At 63.1% G+C, this 17,175-nt stretch carries 16 protein-coding genes and 1 riboswitch; of the genes, 9 read left to right on the top strand and 7 right to left on the bottom strand.

Annotation, left to right across the window (positions count from 1 at the left end):
• Positions 1–2 precede the first annotated feature (2 nt).
• The 4 genes from PMI07_RS00610 to PMI07_RS00595 are packed head-to-tail and all read right to left on the bottom strand — an operon-like array spanning position 3 to position 3,461.
• On the bottom strand, positions 3–383 hold the full coding sequence (locus PMI07_RS00610) for a LysR family transcriptional regulator (protein WP_007757520.1): 381 nt from the start codon (positions 381–383) through the stop codon (positions 3–5).
• Positions 380–1,825: an FAD-binding oxidoreductase gene (locus tag PMI07_RS00605; protein WP_024163443.1), complete on the bottom strand. Its 1,446-nt coding sequence runs from the start codon at positions 1,823–1,825 to the stop codon at positions 380–382. The genes PMI07_RS00610 and PMI07_RS00605 overlap by 4 nt, the downstream gene beginning before the upstream one ends.
• 28 nt (positions 1,826–1,853) lie before the next feature.
• Positions 1,854–2,831 carry an L-threonylcarbamoyladenylate synthase gene (locus tag PMI07_RS00600; protein ID WP_007772571.1) on the bottom strand — a complete coding sequence of 326 codons (978 nt, stop codon included), beginning with the start codon at positions 2,829–2,831 and terminating at the stop codon, positions 1,854–1,856.
• Positions 2,832–2,864: 33 nt separating this feature from the next.
• Positions 2,865–3,461, bottom strand: coding sequence for a DUF6656 family protein (locus tag PMI07_RS00595; RefSeq protein ID WP_155956356.1), 597 nt, complete (start codon positions 3,459–3,461; stop codon positions 2,865–2,867).
• Between the two features lie 183 nt (positions 3,462–3,644).
• Positions 3,645–3,876: riboswitch (cobalamin riboswitch) on the top strand.
• 100 nt (positions 3,877–3,976) lie between these two features.
• On the opposite strand from PMI07_RS00595, the gene PMI07_RS00590 reads away from it, so the two are divergent.
• The 3 genes from PMI07_RS00590 (at position 3,977) to PMI07_RS00580 (ending at position 6,392) form a co-directional block, all read left to right on the top strand.
• Positions 3,977–5,221 (top strand): aromatic ring-hydroxylating dioxygenase subunit alpha, encoded by a 1,245-nt coding sequence (locus tag PMI07_RS00590; protein ID WP_024163442.1) that lies wholly within the window; start codon positions 3,977–3,979, stop codon positions 5,219–5,221.
• Positions 5,222–5,329: 108 nt separating this feature from the next.
• Positions 5,330–5,749 carry a BA14K family protein gene (locus tag PMI07_RS00585; RefSeq protein ID WP_024163441.1) on the top strand — a complete coding sequence of 140 codons (420 nt, stop codon included), beginning with the start codon at positions 5,330–5,332 and terminating at the stop codon, positions 5,747–5,749.
• A 190-nt stretch (positions 5,750–5,939) separates the two neighbouring features.
• Positions 5,940–6,392 (top strand): BA14K family protein, encoded by a 453-nt coding sequence (locus PMI07_RS00580; RefSeq protein WP_024163440.1) that lies wholly within the window; start codon positions 5,940–5,942, stop codon positions 6,390–6,392.
• A 75-nt stretch (positions 6,393–6,467) separates the two neighbouring features.
• On the opposite strand, the gene PMI07_RS00575 is transcribed toward PMI07_RS00580, so the two are convergent.
• Positions 6,468–7,463 (bottom strand): transporter, encoded by a 996-nt coding sequence (locus PMI07_RS00575; protein WP_037084944.1) that lies wholly within the window; start codon positions 7,461–7,463, stop codon positions 6,468–6,470.
• A 313-nt stretch (positions 7,464–7,776) separates the two neighbouring features.
• On the opposite strand from PMI07_RS00575, the gene PMI07_RS00570 reads away from it, so the two are divergent.
• From PMI07_RS00570 to PMI07_RS00560, 3 genes are all read left to right on the top strand, one after another.
• On the top strand, positions 7,777–9,570 hold the full coding sequence (locus tag PMI07_RS00570) for an acyl-CoA dehydrogenase (RefSeq protein ID WP_024163439.1): 1,794 nt from the start codon (positions 7,777–7,779) through the stop codon (positions 9,568–9,570).
• Between the two features lie 11 nt (positions 9,571–9,581).
• A complete protein-coding gene (locus PMI07_RS00565) occupies positions 9,582–10,340 on the top strand; it encodes a crotonase/enoyl-CoA hydratase family protein (RefSeq protein WP_007762930.1) in 759 nt (252 codons plus the stop codon).
• An 84-nt stretch (positions 10,341–10,424) separates the two neighbouring features.
• The gene (locus PMI07_RS00560; protein WP_007762920.1) at positions 10,425–10,793 is read left to right on the top strand and encodes a hypothetical protein; all 369 of its coding nucleotides are present in this window, start codon (positions 10,425–10,427) and stop codon (positions 10,791–10,793) included.
• Between the two features lie 36 nt (positions 10,794–10,829).
• On the opposite strand, the gene PMI07_RS00555 is transcribed toward PMI07_RS00560, so the two are convergent.
• Together PMI07_RS00555 and PMI07_RS00550 are read right to left on the bottom strand one after the other, a co-directional pair.
• A complete protein-coding gene (locus PMI07_RS00555; RefSeq protein ID WP_024163438.1) occupies positions 10,830–12,074 on the bottom strand; it encodes a class I SAM-dependent RNA methyltransferase in 1,245 nt (414 codons plus the stop codon).
• Complete coding sequence (locus PMI07_RS00550) at positions 12,071–12,835, bottom strand: TlyA family RNA methyltransferase (protein ID WP_007769436.1); 765 nt, start codon at positions 12,833–12,835, stop codon at positions 12,071–12,073. Before PMI07_RS00550 ends, PMI07_RS00555 begins: the two co-directional genes overlap by 4 nt.
• Between PMI07_RS00550 and PMI07_RS34675 the strand changes: the two genes are divergently transcribed.
• The 3 genes from PMI07_RS34675 (at position 12,834) to PMI07_RS00540 (ending at position 17,162) form a co-directional block, all read left to right on the top strand.
• Positions 12,834–12,998 carry a hypothetical protein gene (locus tag PMI07_RS34675; protein ID WP_155956347.1) on the top strand — a complete coding sequence of 55 codons (165 nt, stop codon included), beginning with the start codon at positions 12,834–12,836 and terminating at the stop codon, positions 12,996–12,998. The two genes, PMI07_RS00550 and PMI07_RS34675, sit on opposite strands and share 2 nt — an antisense overlap.
• Entirely contained in the window at positions 12,988–14,925 is a 1,938-nt protein-coding gene (locus PMI07_RS00545) for a methyl-accepting chemotaxis protein (protein WP_037084939.1), read from the top strand. The genes PMI07_RS34675 and PMI07_RS00545 overlap by 11 nt, the downstream gene beginning before the upstream one ends.
• A 293-nt stretch (positions 14,926–15,218) precedes the next feature.
• Positions 15,219–17,162 carry a HAMP domain-containing methyl-accepting chemotaxis protein gene (locus PMI07_RS00540; protein ID WP_007770531.1) on the top strand — a complete coding sequence of 648 codons (1,944 nt, stop codon included), beginning with the start codon at positions 15,219–15,221 and terminating at the stop codon, positions 17,160–17,162.
• Positions 17,163–17,175 lie beyond the last annotated feature (13 nt).

The raw sequence follows: 17,175 nt of genomic DNA, 5'->3' as shown, positions 1-17,175 counted from the left end.
AGTCAGGCGTCGTCGCCCTTGTCCGCCGTCTCGAAACGCGGATCGGCATTCGATTCGAGCCAGTCGAGGTCAGCGCGCATCGCGTCGCGGCTTGCCTTTTCCATCCGCCGATAGCGGAACAGCAGTTCCTGGCCGAATTCGGTCAATCCTGCACCGCCGCCGCTCTTGCCGCCATGGCGGGTAAAGATCGACGCCTCCTTGAACATCCGGTTGATCTCGTCGCCGAGCAGCCATGCCCGTCGGTAGGACATGCCGATCGAGGCTCCCGCGGCACGGATCGAGCCATGTTCGGCGATCAGTTCCAGAAGCTGAGCCTTGCCCGGACCGAGCCTCACCCCGTTGTCGAGGTCTATCCGGATCGTGGTCTTCGAGGACCGGTTCATGGAATCGCCACCACCTTGCCGGGGTTCATGATGCCGGCCGGATCGAATGCCTGCTTGATGCGCCGCATCAGGTCCATCTCGATCGGCGACCGGATATGGGCGAGTTCGTCGCGCTTCAATTGACCGATGCCATGTTCGGCCGAAATCGACCCGCCCGCGGCGAGCACCATGCCGTGTACGATGGCATTGATCTCCCGCCAGCGGCCGATGAAGGCCGGCTTGTCGGCCTCCATATCGGCGCTGATAGGCTGCGAGACGTTGTAGTGGATATTGCCGTCGCCGAGATGGCCGAAGGCACAGACCCGGGCGCCGGGTATGGCGGCCAGCACCGCCTGCTCGGCTTCGGCCATGAAGGCCGGGATCTTCGAGACCGGTACCGAGACGTCGTGCTTGATCGAGCCGCCCTCGGGCTTCTGGGCGTCCGACATGCTTTCGCGCATATGCCAGAGCGCCTTCTGCTGGGCGACGGAGGAGGCGATCACGGCGTCGCGGATCAGGCCGGCTTCGAAACCCTGTTCGAGCAGTGACTGGACCATGGACTCGGCTGTCTCGGGAGAATCGGAGGTCGAGATGTCGATCAGGGTGTACCACGGATGCGGCTCGGAGAGCGGATCACGCACACCTTCCGTATGCCGGGTCACGAACTCGATGCCGATGCGCGGCATCAGCTCGAAACCGGTCAGCGCCGTGCCGCAGAGGTTCGAAGCCCGCTCGAAGAGTTTCAGCGCATCCGCCGGCGAGTTGAGGCCGGCAAGCGCCACCTGGTGCCCGACCGGCTGCGGGAAGAGTTTCAGCACCGCGCCGGTAATGATCCCAAGCGTGCCTTCCGCGCCGATGAACAGGTCGCGCAGGTCGTAGCCGGTATTGTCCTTCTTGAGCCGCCGCAATCCGTCCCAGATCTCTCCGGTCGGCAGCACGACTTCAAGCCCGAGGCAGAGCTGGCGGGTGTTGCCATAGGCGAGCACGGCGGTGCCGCCGGCATTCGTGGAAAGGTTGCCGCCGATGCGGCAGGACCCTTCCGACCCGAGCGACAGCGGAAACAGCCGATCGACGGCTTCCGCTGCCTTCTGTACGTCAGCGAGGATCGCGCCGCCATCGGCGACCAGAACATTGGCGACAGGATCGACGTCGCGGATACGGTTCATGCGTTCGAGCGAGACGATCAGGTCGCTGCCGCCGGCACGCGGCGTCTGCCCGCCGACAAGGCCGGTATTGCCGGTCTGCGGCACGATCGGCGTGCCGGTTTCGCTCGCAAGCTTGAGGATCGCGGACACTTCCTCGACCGAACCGGGCTTCAGCAGCATCGGCGAAGAGCCCTGGTAGAGCCCGCGGCCCTCGACCAGATGCGGCGCTAGATCGCTTGCGTTGCGCAGCACGTGGTTTTCGCCGACGATCGCCGCGAAGCGATCGAGAAGCTCTGGTTTCGGCCCGGAAATATCCATCAGCGTCTTCTCCTCTTTTGCCCCCGGTTCATTCCCTCGGGGCGGCGGCTCGCGCCAGCCGGTCGTTGATCGCTTCGCCGAGCCCGTGGTCTGGAATGGGGGTGACGGCGATACGCGCAGCGCCGGTCGCGTCGGCGCGCTTCAGGTAATCGAACAGATTTGCCGCGGCCTGTGCAAGGTCGCCGGAGGCGCTCAGGTCAAAAACCGCCTTTGCCAGTTCCATTCCCTTCACCGGAACGGAACCGAACCGGATCAATGCTTCACCTTCATCGACATGGTCGGCATTGAGCCTGACCGCCGCACCGGGCGCGTAATGGGAAGCGAGCATGCCGGGAGCCTCGATGATCGCCGCCGGCCCTTCCGGACGGATCACCTCGAGACCGGTCACCTTTTCGATCTCTTCCGCAGCCACGCCACCGGGCCGTAGCAGCCGGATCACGCCGTCCTCGACACGGACGATGGTCGATTCCACCCCGACCGGGGCCGCGCCGCCGTCGATGATCAACGCGAGCTTGTCGCCCAGATCATCGGCTACATGGGCCGCGCTGGTCGGGCTCACCTTGCCGGATGTATTGGCGCTGGGCGCTGCCAGTGGCTTGCCGAAGGCGCGGATGAGTTCTGAGGCAAAGCCTTTGGGAAGCCGGATGCCGACCGTATCGAGCCCCGCCGTCGCCAGCGCGTGGATGCCGCTTTCGGGCTTCAGGGGAAGGATCAGTGTCAGCGGCCCCGGCCAGAAGGCTTCGGCAAGCGTTCGCGAAATCGGATCGAATTCGGCATAACGCTCCGCCATGGCGAGGTCCGACATGTGGCAGATCAGCGGATTGAAACGCGGCCGGCCTTTGGTCTCGTAGATCCGGGTGATGGCGGCGGGATTGGTGGCGTCCGCCGCAAGCCCGTAGACCGTCTCGGTCGGGATCGCCACCGGCAGTGCGTCTGCAAGCACGGCGCAGGCCTGGGCGAGCGCGCCGTCATGGTCCCGGGTGATGTCGATGATTTGAGCCGTCATATCCGCCCGTCAATAACGCGGACAGGCGTTCGTTCAAAGCTTTTTGATGATCTCGCGGAGCGTTTCGTTGGAAGTGCCGAGCATCAGCACGTTCTTGATCGCTTCCATCGGATCGTTGGTCTGGAACAGAAGGCCGTTCTTGCGGATCGAGCGGTTGATCTGCAGCGGCTGGCCGGCCTCGCGTTCGACCGCGACGGCAAAATACATGCGCGAATAGGCCGTGCTGATGCGCTTGAAGAACGTTTCTTCCCCGCCGATCTCGGAGACGAAGTTGGCGATGTAGAAGGACCAGCTGACCGGCACGCCGTGGGCGAGCAGCGTTCTTGCCGCCGTGACATGGCAATAGCCGAGATGCGGCCTTTCATCGAGGGTGTGGTGAAAGATGATCTTCGGAAACTGGATCGAGCGATGGAAGGAGTTGATCCGGTTGTGGCTGGTCTCCCCGGCGGCCTCGAGCCTTTTGCCCGTGCGCTCGGCGACTTCGTCATGGGTGAGGTAGCGGCGCTCTTCCGGCAGCCAGACCGGATTGTAGCGGGCGATGCGTCCCGTCCGAAGGAATTCGGAATGCGCAGCAGTCTTCACGGCCACCGGCGCCGGAGGCTTTGGTGGAGGAGCTTTGTAGTAGCGGATCTTTCCCTTGGCTTGCACGGTGGCAATGCTCCCATTCGAGCCGGGATTTTATGGCTTATCCCTTAATGACAGGTTTCGCTTTCGCGGAGCTGGAGTGTTGCATTTTGGGCCGTTTTTCGGCTGTCGCCAACGCGGTTGCCGATGTCGCAATGTCGCCTATGCGACACGGTCGGCGGGTGGTTATATCCGCCTCGATCTCAGGGTGCCGCCTAACTAGGGAAGGCGGAGAATTGGGAAGCCGGCAGGGGTCTTGAAAACCTCGATCCGGCGCTGCCCCCGCAACGGTGGTGGAGCAATAAAGCTTGGCATAGGCCACTGGGAAAGAGCCGGAAAGGCCGCCCGGGAAGGCGCCGAGCCCGTCCCGAAGGGGACAAGCTCCTGAGCCCGGAAACCAGCCCACGGGACAAAAGATGACGACCGGACGCGGCGGGCGTTCGGGACAGGGTTTTGGGCGGGTTTGAGGCCGGCCGGCATTTCCATGTCCTTCCGCTGTCCACATTGACGAGGAAGGTGATATGGAAATTCGCAATCAGGCCCTGCGGCAGCTCAAGAACCGCCGCGAAGGGTTCAGCCTGGAACAGGCCTTCTATACCGATCCCAACTATTACAAGCTCGATCTGGAAATGATCTGGTATCGCGACTGGCTGTTCGTCGGGCATGATTGCGAGCTGCCCAAGGCCGGCGCCTATTTCACCCTGCAGATCGGCGACTATCCGGTGGTCATCGTGCGCGGCCGCGACAACCAGATCCGCGCGCTGCACAATACCTGCCGCCATCGCGGCAGCCGCGTCTGCACCAAGGAGCGCGGTTCGGCGGTCCGGCTCGTCTGTCCCTACCATCAATGGACCTATGAGCTGGACGGCTCGCTTCTGGTCGGCCGCCAGATGGGCCAGGATTTCGACAAGACCCAGTTCAGCATGAAGAAGGTCCATTGCGAGAGCGTCGCCGGCTACATCTTCATCTGCCTTGCCAATGAAGCGCCGGATTTCGCACCGGTCCGGGCCGCGATCGAGCCCTATATGGGGCCGCATCGCCTGTCGGAAGCCAAGGTCGCGCACCAGTCGACGATTATCGAGAAGGGCAACTGGAAGCTCGTCTGGGAAAACAACCGTGAATGCTACCACTGCGCCGCCAACCACCCGGAACTCTGCCGCACCTATCCGGAATCGCCGACCGCGACCGGCGTCCAGGGCGCCAAGGACGACCCGGTCATCGCCGCCCATTGGCAGCGTTGTGAAGAGGCGGGTTTGCCGAGCGAGTTCCGGATGGACGAAACCGGCCAGTTCCGCGTCGCGCGCATGCCGCTGATCGAGGATGCCGAGAGCTACACGATGACCGGCCGCAACGCCGTGCAGCGCAAGCTTTCCGACGACGTGACGATCAATTCGATCGGCACCATGCTCCTTTTCCACTATCCGAGCACCTGGAACCACATTCTCGGCGACCACGCGATCTCGTTCCGCGTCACCCCGCTCGGGCCGGAGGAGACGGCGGTCACCACCAAATGGCTGGTTCACAAGGATGCGGTCGAGGGCGTCGATTACAATCTCGAAGAACTGACCCATGTCTGGAACATGACCAACGACCAGGACCGCCAGATCGTCGAGGAAAATGCCTTCGGCATCCGCTCGCCCGCTTATGAACCGGGTCCCTATTCGGCGCTCCACGAGGGCGGCGTCATGCAGTTCGTCGAATGGTATTCGAATTTCATGGTCAACCGGCTGCAGGGCGACCAGGCGAAACTTTCGATCGTCGCCTGATCGCCAAGTCGTGATCGGCGTTGATCGTCGCGGGGCGTGTTTCCAGGAACAGAATCCTGCGTGTGGCGTTGTTTTCTGATTAAAAATCAGAATGAGGAAGCTCACCGCATGAACGCTTTTCGTCTACGTCTGACCGCGGCGGCAGTCGCTGTCGTGACCACATTTGCAGGCCTTGTGCCTGCGCAGGCCATTCAGATGCCGGCTCCTCCGTCCGGCATTTCGGCCGCCGGTGATATCACCAATGTCCAGTACCGTCGCGACTTCCGGCGTGACCGTTCCGGCTGGTACCGCGGTCATCGCGGTTACCGTGACCGCCGCCCCGGCTATCGCTATTACAACGGCTTCTGGTTCCCGCTGGCGGCATTCGGTGCCGGCGCCATTATCGGCGGCGCTATCCAGGCGGATCGAGGCTATGGCAGCCGCCACGTCGCCTGGTGCGAAAGCCGCTACCGAACCTACCGCCCCTCCGACAACACGTATGTCGCGAGCGCCGGTATCCGCCGGTCCTGTGTTTCGCCTTACAGGTAAGCAAGTATTCCGTCTCGACACCAACCCGGTTGCGGCAAATCCCGCGACCGGGTTTGCTTGGCCGAAAGCGATGTTAATCACGCATTCAGGATGAATTTCCTAAGGTCGCAGCGAAATTGAATTCGGCCGGATATCCAGGATAATCTGCCGGCAAAAGTTGAAACATAGCCAAGGGATTTGGGGGCTTAACATGACGCTTTTCAAGAAGCTTGCGGTCGCGGGCATCTCCGCTGCCGTTCTCGCCGGCTCGCTGATGCCGGCTCAGGCCATGCCGCTGCCGGCCGCTCCGGCAGCCGGGATCGAAACGAACGCCAATGCCGACGTGACCCTCGTGCAATATCGTCGCCATGGCGGCGGCTGGTATGGCGGCCATCGCGGTTATCGTGACTACCGTCCGGGCTATCGCCGCCATAACGGCTACTGGTTCCCGCTGGCGGCATTCGGTGCCGGTGCTCTGATCGGCGGTGCCATCGCCGCCCAGCCGCGTTACGTCGAGCCGGCTCCGGCCTATGGCGGTGGGGATGATATCAATCCGCGCCACTACGAATGGTGCTCGCAGCGTTACCGCTCCTACGACGCCTATTCGAACTCGTTCCAGCCGAACTACGGCCCGCGCCAGACCTGCTATTCGCCCTACTTCTAAGAGCGCCTGGCAGGCATTTTCCAACATTCAACCCGTCCGGCATCAAAACCGGGCGGGTTTTCGCGTGTCCGGCGGTTAGAGAATGCCCGTGCGTTTCAGCAGCCACCAGGCGGCAAGGACCGAGATGACGATCAGGCCGAAGGCATAGGCGGTGCCGCTGCCGCTTCCCTCGAAAGGCAGCGATGAGGTGTTCATCCCAAAAAAGCCGGTGACTAAAGTCGGCGGCAGCAGGAAGGCGGTCATCAAGGACAGGATGTAGAGGTGCCTGTTGGTCTCGGAGGAGAGCTTGGAGTCGATTTCCTCGTGCAGCAGCCGGGCGCGTTCCTGCAGTGCATAGACGTCGTGATCGGCCGCCTCCAGCCGGCCGATCAGCCGCGAGGCGGCATCGTCGAAACCGGGTGGCATCTCGTCGTCATCGATCGCCGCCGCGCGCCTGAGCAGCGTCAGCACGGTCCTCAGGTGCCGGTGCAGCCTGACCACCGTCCGTCTGATCGGCGCGAGCCTGCGCCTCTCGTCGCGCGGCGTGTTGTCGTAGACGAAATCCTCGATGATGTTCATTTCCTCGGTCAGTTCCATCACCAGCGCGATCAGCGTACGCTGGAATTCGGCGACCAGCGTCTCGAACACGTCGATCGGTCTTTTGTAGCGCGAGGCGTTCTTTTCGATCGCCGTCCGCACCCGGTCGATCGAGCGCAACGGCTGCAGGCGGGTGGTGATGATCACCCTGTCCGAGACGAAGAAATGCAGCCAGCCGATATCGCGCGTCTCGCTGTCGAACTCCCGCTGGAAATCGACCAGCGTGCCATAGACGAGCTGCTCGTCGAGCGTCACGGCGGCGTGTGTGTCGTGGGTGGTGAGCGCCGTGATGGCCGGTGGCGTCAGGCCCGGAAAGTTTTCCAGGAACGCGTTGACGCGGTTGTCGGCGAGATTGAGATGCAGCCACAGGAAGCCGTCTTCAACCTCGAGATCGCTGCGCGCCGCATCCAGTGGCAATCGGGTGCAGGGCGCCGATCCAGGATGGAAGCGATAGGCCCAGACGAGGCCTGGGACAGCGGGATTCATGAGGGACATGGGCGAGGAATCTTGAAGCATAGGCAACACTCCATAGACCTCTTGTGTAACGCTGGTTCAACAAGATTCTCTAAAGCATAAGAAGTAGCTTGGACTTGTCATTCGGCCAGCGCCGCCTGTCCGCTCAACCTCGACCGGAAATCCATATGCCGCCGAAGATGAATGCCGCAAGCAATCCCAGGCTGTCGCCGCTCCCGGTCGACGAACGTTGACAAGTTCATTTACGTTTACGTAAAAAGCATATGAGGAATGCCGACGGAGCAGAATCGGTTACATTAATGCCGGCGCAGCTGCGCCCACGAGGAGGAGCATCATGTACAAGGCACCGGTCGAGGAGATCGCCTTCACCCTGAACCACGTGGCGGGCCTTTCGGACGCCCTGGAGATCGGCAGGTTCGGTGATCTGAGCGCCGATCTGGTCGAGGCGATCCTGGAAGAGGCGGGACGGTTTGCCGGCAACGAAATGGCCCCGCTCGGTGAGATCGGCGACAGGCAGGGCGCCCGCCTGACCGACGGCAAGGTGAAAACGCCGGACGGCTGGCCGGAACTCTACCGGCACTGGCGGGAAGGCGGCTGGAACGGGCTGACCGCGCCGGAAGCCTATGGTGGCCAGAACCTGCCGCATATGCTCAACGTCGCAGCGTTGGAAATGTGGAATTCCGCCTCCATGGCGTTCGCGCTTGCCCCGACGCTCACCATGGGCGCGATCGAGGCGCTGGTCGCCCACGGCAGCGATGCGCTGAAGGAAAAATACCTCGCCAAAATGGTCTCCGGCGAATGGACCGGCACCATGAACCTGACAGAGCCGCATGCCGGTTCCGATCTCGGCGTGCTGAAGACCCGCGCCGAGCGCAGCGACGACGGCAGCTACCGCATTTTCGGCCAGAAGATCTTCATCACTTGGGGCGAGCACGACGCCGCCGACAACATCATCCATCTGGTGCTGGCGCGGCTTCCCGATGCGCCGGCCGGCACCCGCGGCATTTCGCTGTTCCTGGTCCCGAAATTTCTCGTGGGCGAGGATGGATCGCTGGAAGCGCGCAACGACGTCTTCTGCCATTCGATCGAACACAAGCTCGGCATCCACGGCTCGCCGACCTGCACGATGATCTATGGCGACGGCAAATACTCGCCCGGAAACGAAGAAGACAAGGGCGCGGTCGGTTGGCTGATCGGCGAGGAGAATAAGGGCCTCGCCTGCATGTTCACGATGATGAACAATGCCCGCCTCGCGGTCGGCATGCAGGGCGTGGCGATAGCCGAAGCCGCGACGCAGAAGGCGGTTGCCTATGCGCAGGAGCGCACCCAGGGCAAGGCGCCCGGCTGGTCGGGTTCGGGCATGAGCCCGATCATCGACCATCCGGATATCGCCCGCACGCTGATCACCATGAAGGCCCTGACACAAGGCGCGCGCGCCATCTGCTATGCCTGTGCCCACGCGATCGACATGTCTCACCATACCGAAGGCGACGAGGCCCGCCACTGGATCGAACGCGCAGCGCTTCTGACACCGATCGCAAAATCCTTCGCGACCGACGCCGGCGTCGATGTCGCGTCGCTCGGCATCCAGGTGCATGGCGGCATGGGCTTCATCGAGGAGACGGGGGCTGCCCGCTACCTGCGCGACGCCCGCATCGCGCCGATCTACGAGGGCACCAACGGCATTCAGGCGATCGACCTCGTGACGCGAAAACTGCCGCTTTCCTCCGGCGACCAGGTGCGCGGTTTCATCGGCGAACTGAAGGAGATCGCCGACAAGGTCACAGCCTCCAACAATACGGCATTCGGCGAGACGGGCGACCGCCTGCGCGCCGCCATCGCCGCGCTCGAAACTGCCACCGGCTGGCTTCTCGACACTCAGGCAGCGGGCAAGACCGCCGATGCACTCGCTGGCGCGACCCCTTACCAGCGCCTGTTTGGCCTGGTGCTGACCGGCTGCTATCTCGCCAAGGGTGCGCTCGTCGCTGCCGATAACGGCGGTCCGGAAAAGCGTGTCGCGCTCTGCCGCTTCATGGCCGAGAACCTGCTCGCCGAAACCTCGGCCCTGAAGGACCGCGTCATTTCGGGCGCCGCGAGCCTTGAAGCTGCCCGCGCGATCCTGGCCTGAAGGAGATAGCCGTGAGCGACAACCACATCCTCGTCGAGCGTCCGGAAGCCCAGCCGGGCGTCATGGTGATCCGCTTCAACCGGCCGGAAAAGAAGAACGCCATCACCTCGGCCATGTACAACCGCATGACCGAAGCGCTCGAAGAGGCGAACAGGGACGATGCCGTGCACGCCGTCGCCTTCCTCGGCACCGAAGGCTGCTTCTGCGCCGGCAACGACATGGGCGATTTCCTCACCTATGCCATGTCCGGATCGAAGGATGCGCCTGCCGCTGCCGTGTTCATCAAGGCGCTGGCGCTTGCCGAAAAACCGCTGGTGTCGGGCGTGGACGGCCTGGCGATCGGCATCGGCACCACCTTGAACATGCATTGCGACCTGACGGTCGCTTCTGCCCGCAGCCTGTTCAAGACGCCCTTCGTCGATCTGGCGCTGGTGCCGGAAGCCGCTTCCAGCCTGCTGGCGCCGAAGGCCATCGGCCACCAGCGCGCCTTTGCCATGCTGGTGGCGGGTGAGGGTTTCTCGGCCGAGGCTGCGCTCGATGCGGGACTGATCTGGAAGATCGTCGAGCCGAACGCGGTCGAAGCCGAAACGCTGGCTCTTGCCGTAAACCTCGCGAAGAAACCGCCGCAGGCCCTGAAGATCGCCCGCGATCTGGTGCGCGGCCCGCGCGAAGCGGTGCTTGCCCGCATCGACGAGGAGCTGATGCATTTCTCCGCGCAGCTCAAAAGTGCCGAGGCGCGCGCCGCCTTCGAGGCCTTTATGCGGCGTTAAGGGTGTTGCATGGGAAATTTTTGTTCCCGTCTTCTTTTGACGCAACGTCAGCGCTAGATTGCCCCCATCAATCGGGAGGAAAAGATGGCGCATCGTATTTCATCGGGCTTGCTGGTACTGCTTCTGGGAATAGTGCCGGCGCAGGCCGAGACGCTGACGTCTCCCTCGCAGAGCCAGCCGGTACAACTCGCCCAGAGCCCTTCCGTCACCATCGGCCCGAACGGCGTCATCATTCGCCGCGATGACGATCGTGATCGTGACAGGGACAGAGACCGGGACCGTGACCGCGATAGAGATCGCCCTCGCCCGCAGCGCTATGTCTGCGTCATCTCTCCGCCCCCGAGCATGGATCGCCGCCGCCCCTTCGTCTGCAACGCCGAACCGGGCCGCGTTGGCGGCCGCTGCCGCTGCTCGGGCGTACCCGGCAATGGAAGGCTCGACCTAGATCGGTAATACAAGCCGGCAATTGTTGCGGGCGTGCGGAAGCCTTTATTTCTGCAGCAGCGCCACCGCCTCCACATGCGGCGACCAGAGGAATTGGTCGATCGGCGTGACGGCCTTGATCTGGTATCCCCCGTCGACGAGAATTCTGAGGTCGCGCGCAAACGTCAGAGGGTTGCAGCTCACCGCCACGATCGTCTTCACGCTCGAACGGGCGAGGTCCTTCATCTGGACCTCTGCACCGGCGCGCGGCGGATCGAAGACGACGGCGTCATAGTTTTTCAGTTCCGACACCATCATTGGCCGGCGGAAGAGGTCGCGCTTCTCCACCGACACCGGCTTCAGCCCCTGGGTGTTGCGCGCCGCAAGATCGAGCGCCTTGACGGACTTCTCCTCGCCTTCCACCGCATGCACCTTGGCCAAGCGGGCGAGCCGCAGCGAAAACGTGCCGGAGCCGGCAAACAGGTCGATCACCCGCTTGGCCTTGCCCACATGCGAAAGCACCAGTTCGGCCATTGCGTCTTCCGCCGGTTTCGTCGCCTGGGTGAAGGCGCCGGGTGGCGGCGAGACCTTGACGCCCCCGAAATCCACGAGCGGCTTCTGCAATTCGATGACGATCTCGCCGTTGACGGAAACCCGCGCGATGCTTTTCAACGCGAGCACCGTCTCGGTCACCGTGCGCCGCTGCTTGTCGTCCAGCGGCTTCAGCCCTTCCGCAGCAAGGTCGAGGCCGGCAAGGGTTTCGAGAACCGCGATCCGGAACGTCTCCGAGCTGGTCGCCAGTGCCTTGCCCACCGCGCGGATCGCCTCGAGCCGGGCAACGATGCCCGGCGAGGCGATCGGACATTCGACGATCGAGACGATATGGTTTGTCTCGGCGCGGTTGAAGCCGAGCAGGAATTCCTTCTCGGTCCTGCGCGCCGAAAATACCACTCGCCGCCGCTCGCCGGGACGGGCGATGACCAGTTCTCCGACCTCGGGCGTCAGGCCCTTGGATCTCAGCGCTTCGACGACGAGGTTGCGCTTGAAGGCGTGGTAGGGGACATCCGCCAGATGCTGCAGCGAACAGCCGCCGCAGGCGTCGCTATCGGGTCCGAAATGGCGGCAGGGCGGCGTGACCCGGTCCGGCGACGGATTGGAGGTCGACATGACCGTGCCGTGATCGCCATTGCGGGCGATCGCCAGCGTTTCGCCGGGCAGCGCATAGGGCACGTAGACCGGGCCGTCTTCGCCGTTGGCAATGCCGTGCCCCTGGGCGCCAAGCCTGGCGATCGTCACCGTGACCGTGCTCATGAGGGTTCACCGGGCTTGCGGCCTGCGAGCAGGTATTCCTGGTTGCCGTCGCCGCCGGCGATCGGGGAGGGGATGAGCCCGAGGCTCGCCCAGCCCATTTCCTCGACGAGCCAGCGTTCAAGCTCGGCCGCGACCTGAGGCGCCGTTTCGGGTTCTTTCAGAAGCCCCGCCTTGCTGATCGCCTCGCGTCCTGCCTCGAACTGCGGCTTGACCAGCAGCACGCAGGTCGCCCCGGGTTCGGCAAGCTCGAGCGCCGGTGCCAGCGCCAGCTTCAGCGAAATGAAGGAAACGTCCGAGACGATAAAGGTGATTTCGCGGTCGTCGTAGTCATCCGCAGTCAGATACCGGGCGTTGAGGCCTTCGATATTGGTGACCCGCGGATCGGCGATCAGCCGCGGGTGCATCTGCCCATGGCCGACGTCGATCGAGGTCACATGCTCTGCGCCGCGCATGATCAGCACTTCGGTAAAGCCGCCGGTCGAGGCGCCGATGTCGAGACAGTCATGGCCGGCCGGATCGAGCTTGAAGTGATCGAGCGCCGCGACGAGCTTGAGTGCCGCGCGGGAGACGTAGTCCTGTGCCGGGTCGTCGATGGTGAGAACCGCGTCGAGGGGGAAGGTGAGGCTCGGTTTGGTGACGACGCGGCCGTTGACGGTGACGGTGCCGCGGGAGATCGCGTCGCGCGCACGGGCCCGGCTCGCGACGAGATTGAGCGAGACGAGAAGCTGGTCGAGGCGTTGGTTTTCAGGAGTTGTGGACATGGCTGCAGTCAATGCCTGCCTATCGCGTGGCTTGCAAGGGCCTTGTCCGATGAAAACTCTTGGCTGCGTTCAATCAAATTTTAATCATGTTGGGATTCTCTCGCTGCCGGAGGAGCATGCAGTTTTATTTCATCCGAAAGCGGAAGCCCCTCATGTCGCTTAAAAACCTATCCCTGAACAAGAAGCTGATCGTCACCTTCGCGGCGTTGATGTCGGTGTGCCTGCTGGCCTCGGCCGGCGTCTATTGGCAGGCTTTGAAATCGAGCCGCTCCTCCGCTCAGCAGGTCGTTTCCCAGACGATCATGATGAATGTGGACGCGGCGCTCGAAGCCATGCTGGAACAGGCCGTCAACCAGCGCGGCTTCCTGCTCTTCAAGAGCGACAGCACCTATGGCGACGTCTTCAACAACCGCGAAAAGATGATCGTTGCGATCGACACCGCCAAGAAGGCGGCGGCCGGCATGCCGGATATGGTCGCTTCGCTCGACGCGATGCGGGCCGCAGCCGACGTGTTCCACACCCAGCTCACGGTCCCGCAGCTCGATGCGCGCAAGAACACCAGCAAGCCGATCGAGGAAGTCATCGAGATCGGCCGCAACCAGTCGAAGGGCCAGCTCGACGTATTCCGCGAGGCTGCCGCCAAGATCAAGAAGCAGGCTTTCGATCTGTCGACCGCCATGGTCAGTGCACAGACCAGCGCCCACAACGATCTGCTGCTGACGCTTCTGATCGGCGGCGGCATTGCCGGCCTGATCGCGGTCGCCCTCGTGCTCGCCCTGTCGCGCGCCATCGTCAAGCCGATCGTCGGTATGACGGAAGCCATGACCAGCCTTGCCGGCGGCAATCATGACATCGAGGTTCCGGCTCTCGAACGCGGCGACGAAGTTGGCCGGATGGCCCAGGCCGTCACGGTCTTCAAGGATGCGGCGATCGAAAAGCAGGTTCTCGCTCGCGATGCGGATGCCTTGCGTGAAACCAGCGAGCGCGAACGCCGGAGCAACGACGCCCAGAAGGCCCGTGAGGCCGCCGATATCGAGTTCGCAATCGATGCGCTGGCGACCGGCCTTGCAAGCCTTGCCGATGGCGATGTCGCCTACCGTCTCGAAAAGCCCTTCTCCGGCAATCTGGACCGGTTGCGCACCGACTTCAACCAGGCGCTCGGCCGGCTGCAGTCCGCGCTCCAGGCGGTCGGTGAGAACGCGTCGGCGATCAGCTCCGGTGCCGGCGAGATCCGCGCCGCGGCCGACGATCTCGGCCGCCGCACCGAACAGCAGGCAGCAGCCGTCGAAGAAACCGCCGCCGCACTCGAAGAGGTGACGACGACGGTGAAGGAATCGGCACGCCGCGCCGAGGATGTCGGCCAGCGTGTCGAGCGCACCCGCATCGGCGCCGAAAAGTCCGGCGAAGTGGTCCGCCGGGCGGTCTCCGCCATGGAGCAGATCTCGAAGTCCTCGGGCGAGATCGGCAACATCATCAGCGTCATCGACGATATCGCCTTCCAGACCAACCTGCTTGCCCTCAATGCAGGTGTCGAGGCGGCGCGTGCCGGCGAAGCGGGCAAGGGTTTCGCGGTCGTGGCACAGGAAGTCCGCGAACTCGCCCAGCGCTCGGCGAATGCGGCAAAGGAGATCAAGGCACTGATCACCACCTCCAGCCAGCAGGTGGATGCGGGCGTGGCGCTGGTCGGCGAGACCGGCCAGGCGCTGGAAGCGATCGTCGGCGAGGTGCAGCAGATCAACGAACACCTCTCCGCCATCGTCATTTCCACCCGCGAACAGTCGACCGGTCTCCAGGAGATCAACACCTCCGTGAATGCCATGGACCAGGGCACGCAGCAGAATGCCGCCATGGTCGAGGAGCAGAACGCGGCGAGCCACAAGCTCGCCCAGGAAGCTCAGGCGCTGGATGCCCTGCTGAAGCAGTTCAACTTCGGCGGCGCGGCGGTGCGGGCCTCCCGCCCGGTTGCGGCTCCGGCGGAAGCCCGTCCGGTGGCATCGCCGGCGAACGCCCTGCGGTCCACCGTCGCCCGCGCCTTTTCCGGCAAGGCGGCGAGCGCGGCGGCCGTGAAGGAAGAGTGGTCGGAATTCTGACATTGCTGATCAATCATCGCTCGACGCAGCAAGGCCCCGGTTCCGGGGCCTTTTTTTGTTGCCACGTGATCCTCGAAAGACAATCGCTGCTGATGGTGGAAAAAATCTATCAATCCTGAATGGTGAATATCGGTATGTTTTAAATTAGACAATTTTAAATTCGGCGCGTCCATCCTTGCTCTTATAGCGCGCATTTCTGCGTGTGACTCGCGCATGGCTCAGCAGCGAGCCTCCTTCCAGCCGGAAGCCATGACGGTCGTCTGGATTCTCCCAACAGAGGAAAGTGGCATCGCATGTCCCGTCCCAGCATCAAGATCGTCCTGATCACCCTTTTTGTCGTTATCGGTGCGATGTTCGCCGGCGCGGCCTGGCTATCGACAAACGCGGTGTTCAACATGAACAGGGAGACGGCAGAAATCGCCACCAACCGCCTCCCCAAGCTGCTGGCCACGGAGGAGATCGGCAAGGCCTATTTTCGAGTGAATTTCGCCTATGCGCGCCACATCCTCGCGCAAACGCCGGAGGACAGAAACGCTGCGGAAGCATTTTACCTCGAACGGCGAAAAGAGCTGAACGATGTGATCGAAGCGATCAGGCCGAAGATTGTCAATCCGAAGGGCAAGGAACTGCTTGCAAACGTCGACAAGTCGATAGCGACCTATGCTCAGATCGGCGAGACCCTCCTGGCCCTGTCCCGTGCGGAGCGCAAGAGCGAGGCTGCCCGCGTCCTCAACGACAAGCTGGTTCCGCAGATCGAGATGGTCAAAGCGGCCCTTGGGGCGCAGCTCAAATATAACCAGGATGCGGCCGACGCAGCCTACGAAGGCACCCAGAAGCTTTATGATGCGACGCTGAAGATCAGTTATTCGGTCACGGGCGCCTGTTTCCTGATCCTCCTGGGCGCCGGCCTTTATTCGGTGACCGGTATTGCGCGGCCGGTGCGCAGGATCACCTCGTCCATGCAGGAGCTTGCGGCCGGCAATTGCAACGACACCATTCCCTTTGCCGGACGCGGCGACGAGATCGGCGCCATGGCGGCCTCCGTCGAAGTTTTCCGCCGGGCGGCGATCGAAAATCGCCGATTGACGGCCGAAGCCGAGGAGCAGCGCAGCGACTACGAGCGGCAGCGCGTCGCGCTCGGCAAGGCGGCCGCGGAAGAGGCTCGGGCTCAGCTGCTGCAGGCCACGAGCGCATTTGCCAGCGCATTGAAGCATCTGGCCTCCGGCGATCTCAGCTATCGGATCACCGAAACCGTGTCGGAAGACTTCATGTCTCTCTGCAGCGATTTTAACACGGCCGCCCTGCAGCTTTCGCAGACCCTTTCCGCTGTCGCCGACGCGGCCGGCGCCATCGACAACGGCACCCAGGAAATCGCCTCCAGCGCCAACGATCTTTCCAGGCGCACAGAACAGCAGGCCGCTTCCCTGGAAGAGACGGCGGCTGCGCTGGACGAGATCACCGCCAATGTCGGCAATTCCACCAAACGGGCCGAAGAGGCGCAACAGGCGGCAAGGCAGGCCAATGACAGCGCCCGAAAGTCTGGCGAAGTGATGTCTCAGGCGGTACAGGCGATGAGCCGCATCGAGGAATCGTCCAGGCAGATCTCCAGCATCATCGGGGTCATCGACGAGATCGCCTTCCAGACCAACCTGCTGGCGCTGAATGCCGGCGTCGAGGCGGCACGTGCCGGCGAGGCGGGCAAGGGCTTTGCCGTGGTTGCCCAGGAAGTCCGGGAGCTTGCGCAGCGCTCCGCCAAGGCCGCCAAGGAAATCAAGGGCCTGATCCAGAATTCTGCGGGCGAGGTGGAAAGCGGCGTCAGACTGGTCGGCGGGACCGGCGAGGCGCTGAAGGCGATCGAGAACCACATCGTCACCATCAACACGCATATGAATTCCATCGCCCTGTCGGCGACGGAGCAATCAACCGGGCTTGCGGAGGTCAATACTGCCGTCAACCAGATGGATCAGGTGACACAGCGCAATGCTGCCATGGTTGAGGAATCGAATGCCGCAAGCACGAAACTTGCGTCGGAAAGCGTCAAGCTTCGCGATCTGATCGGGCAGTTCAAGCTGGCCGGATACTCTTCCAACACGAGCGGCGACCACGGACGGCGGGCGTCTCGACAGGCTATCGATACCCGGTTGGGCAATTCGCCTGTCAACGCGCCGCGCGTCACGGCCGCCCGTGGCAGGACAGCCTCGGCAACTGCGGTCAAGGAAGATTGGTCGGAGTTCTGATCTCCCGGACAAG

This window comes from Rhizobium sp. CF080, from assembly GCF_000282095.2.
Classification (GTDB): Bacteria; Pseudomonadota; Alphaproteobacteria; order Rhizobiales; family Rhizobiaceae; genus Neorhizobium.
Note: the sequence above shows the minus strand (reverse complement) of the source record. Positions and strands in the feature narration are given on the sequence as shown.

Coding starts and splice junctions, on each gene's coding strand:
- PMI07_RS00610 (WP_007757520.1), bottom strand. CDS start 383: ATGAACCGGTCCTCGAAGACCACGATCCGGATAGACCTCGACAACGGG.
- PMI07_RS00605 (WP_024163443.1), bottom strand. CDS start 1,825: ATGGATATTTCCGGGCCGAAACCAGAGCTTCTCGATCGCTTCGCGGCG.
- PMI07_RS00600 (WP_007772571.1), bottom strand. CDS start 2,831: ATGACGGCTCAAATCATCGACATCACCCGGGACCATGACGGCGCGCTC.
- PMI07_RS00590 (WP_024163442.1), top strand. CDS start 3,977: ATGGAAATTCGCAATCAGGCCCTGCGGCAGCTCAAGAACCGCCGCGAA.
- PMI07_RS00585 (WP_024163441.1), top strand. CDS start 5,330: ATGAACGCTTTTCGTCTACGTCTGACCGCGGCGGCAGTCGCTGTCGTG.
- PMI07_RS00580 (WP_024163440.1), top strand. CDS start 5,940: ATGACGCTTTTCAAGAAGCTTGCGGTCGCGGGCATCTCCGCTGCCGTT.
- PMI07_RS00575 (WP_037084944.1), bottom strand. CDS start 7,463: ATGTCCCTCATGAATCCCGCTGTCCCAGGCCTCGTCTGGGCCTATCGC.
- PMI07_RS00570 (WP_024163439.1), top strand. CDS start 7,777: ATGTACAAGGCACCGGTCGAGGAGATCGCCTTCACCCTGAACCACGTG.
- PMI07_RS00560 (WP_007762920.1), top strand. CDS start 10,425: ATGGCGCATCGTATTTCATCGGGCTTGCTGGTACTGCTTCTGGGAATA.
- PMI07_RS00555 (WP_024163438.1), bottom strand. CDS start 12,074: ATGAGCACGGTCACGGTGACGATCGCCAGGCTTGGCGCCCAGGGGCAC.
- PMI07_RS34675 (WP_155956347.1), top strand. CDS start 12,834: ATGGCTGCAGTCAATGCCTGCCTATCGCGTGGCTTGCAAGGGCCTTGT.
- PMI07_RS00550 (WP_007769436.1), bottom strand. CDS start 12,835: ATGTCCACAACTCCTGAAAACCAACGCCTCGACCAGCTTCTCGTCTCG.
- PMI07_RS00545 (WP_037084939.1), top strand. CDS start 12,988: ATGTCGCTTAAAAACCTATCCCTGAACAAGAAGCTGATCGTCACCTTC.
- PMI07_RS00540 (WP_007770531.1), top strand. CDS start 15,219: ATGTCCCGTCCCAGCATCAAGATCGTCCTGATCACCCTTTTTGTCGTT.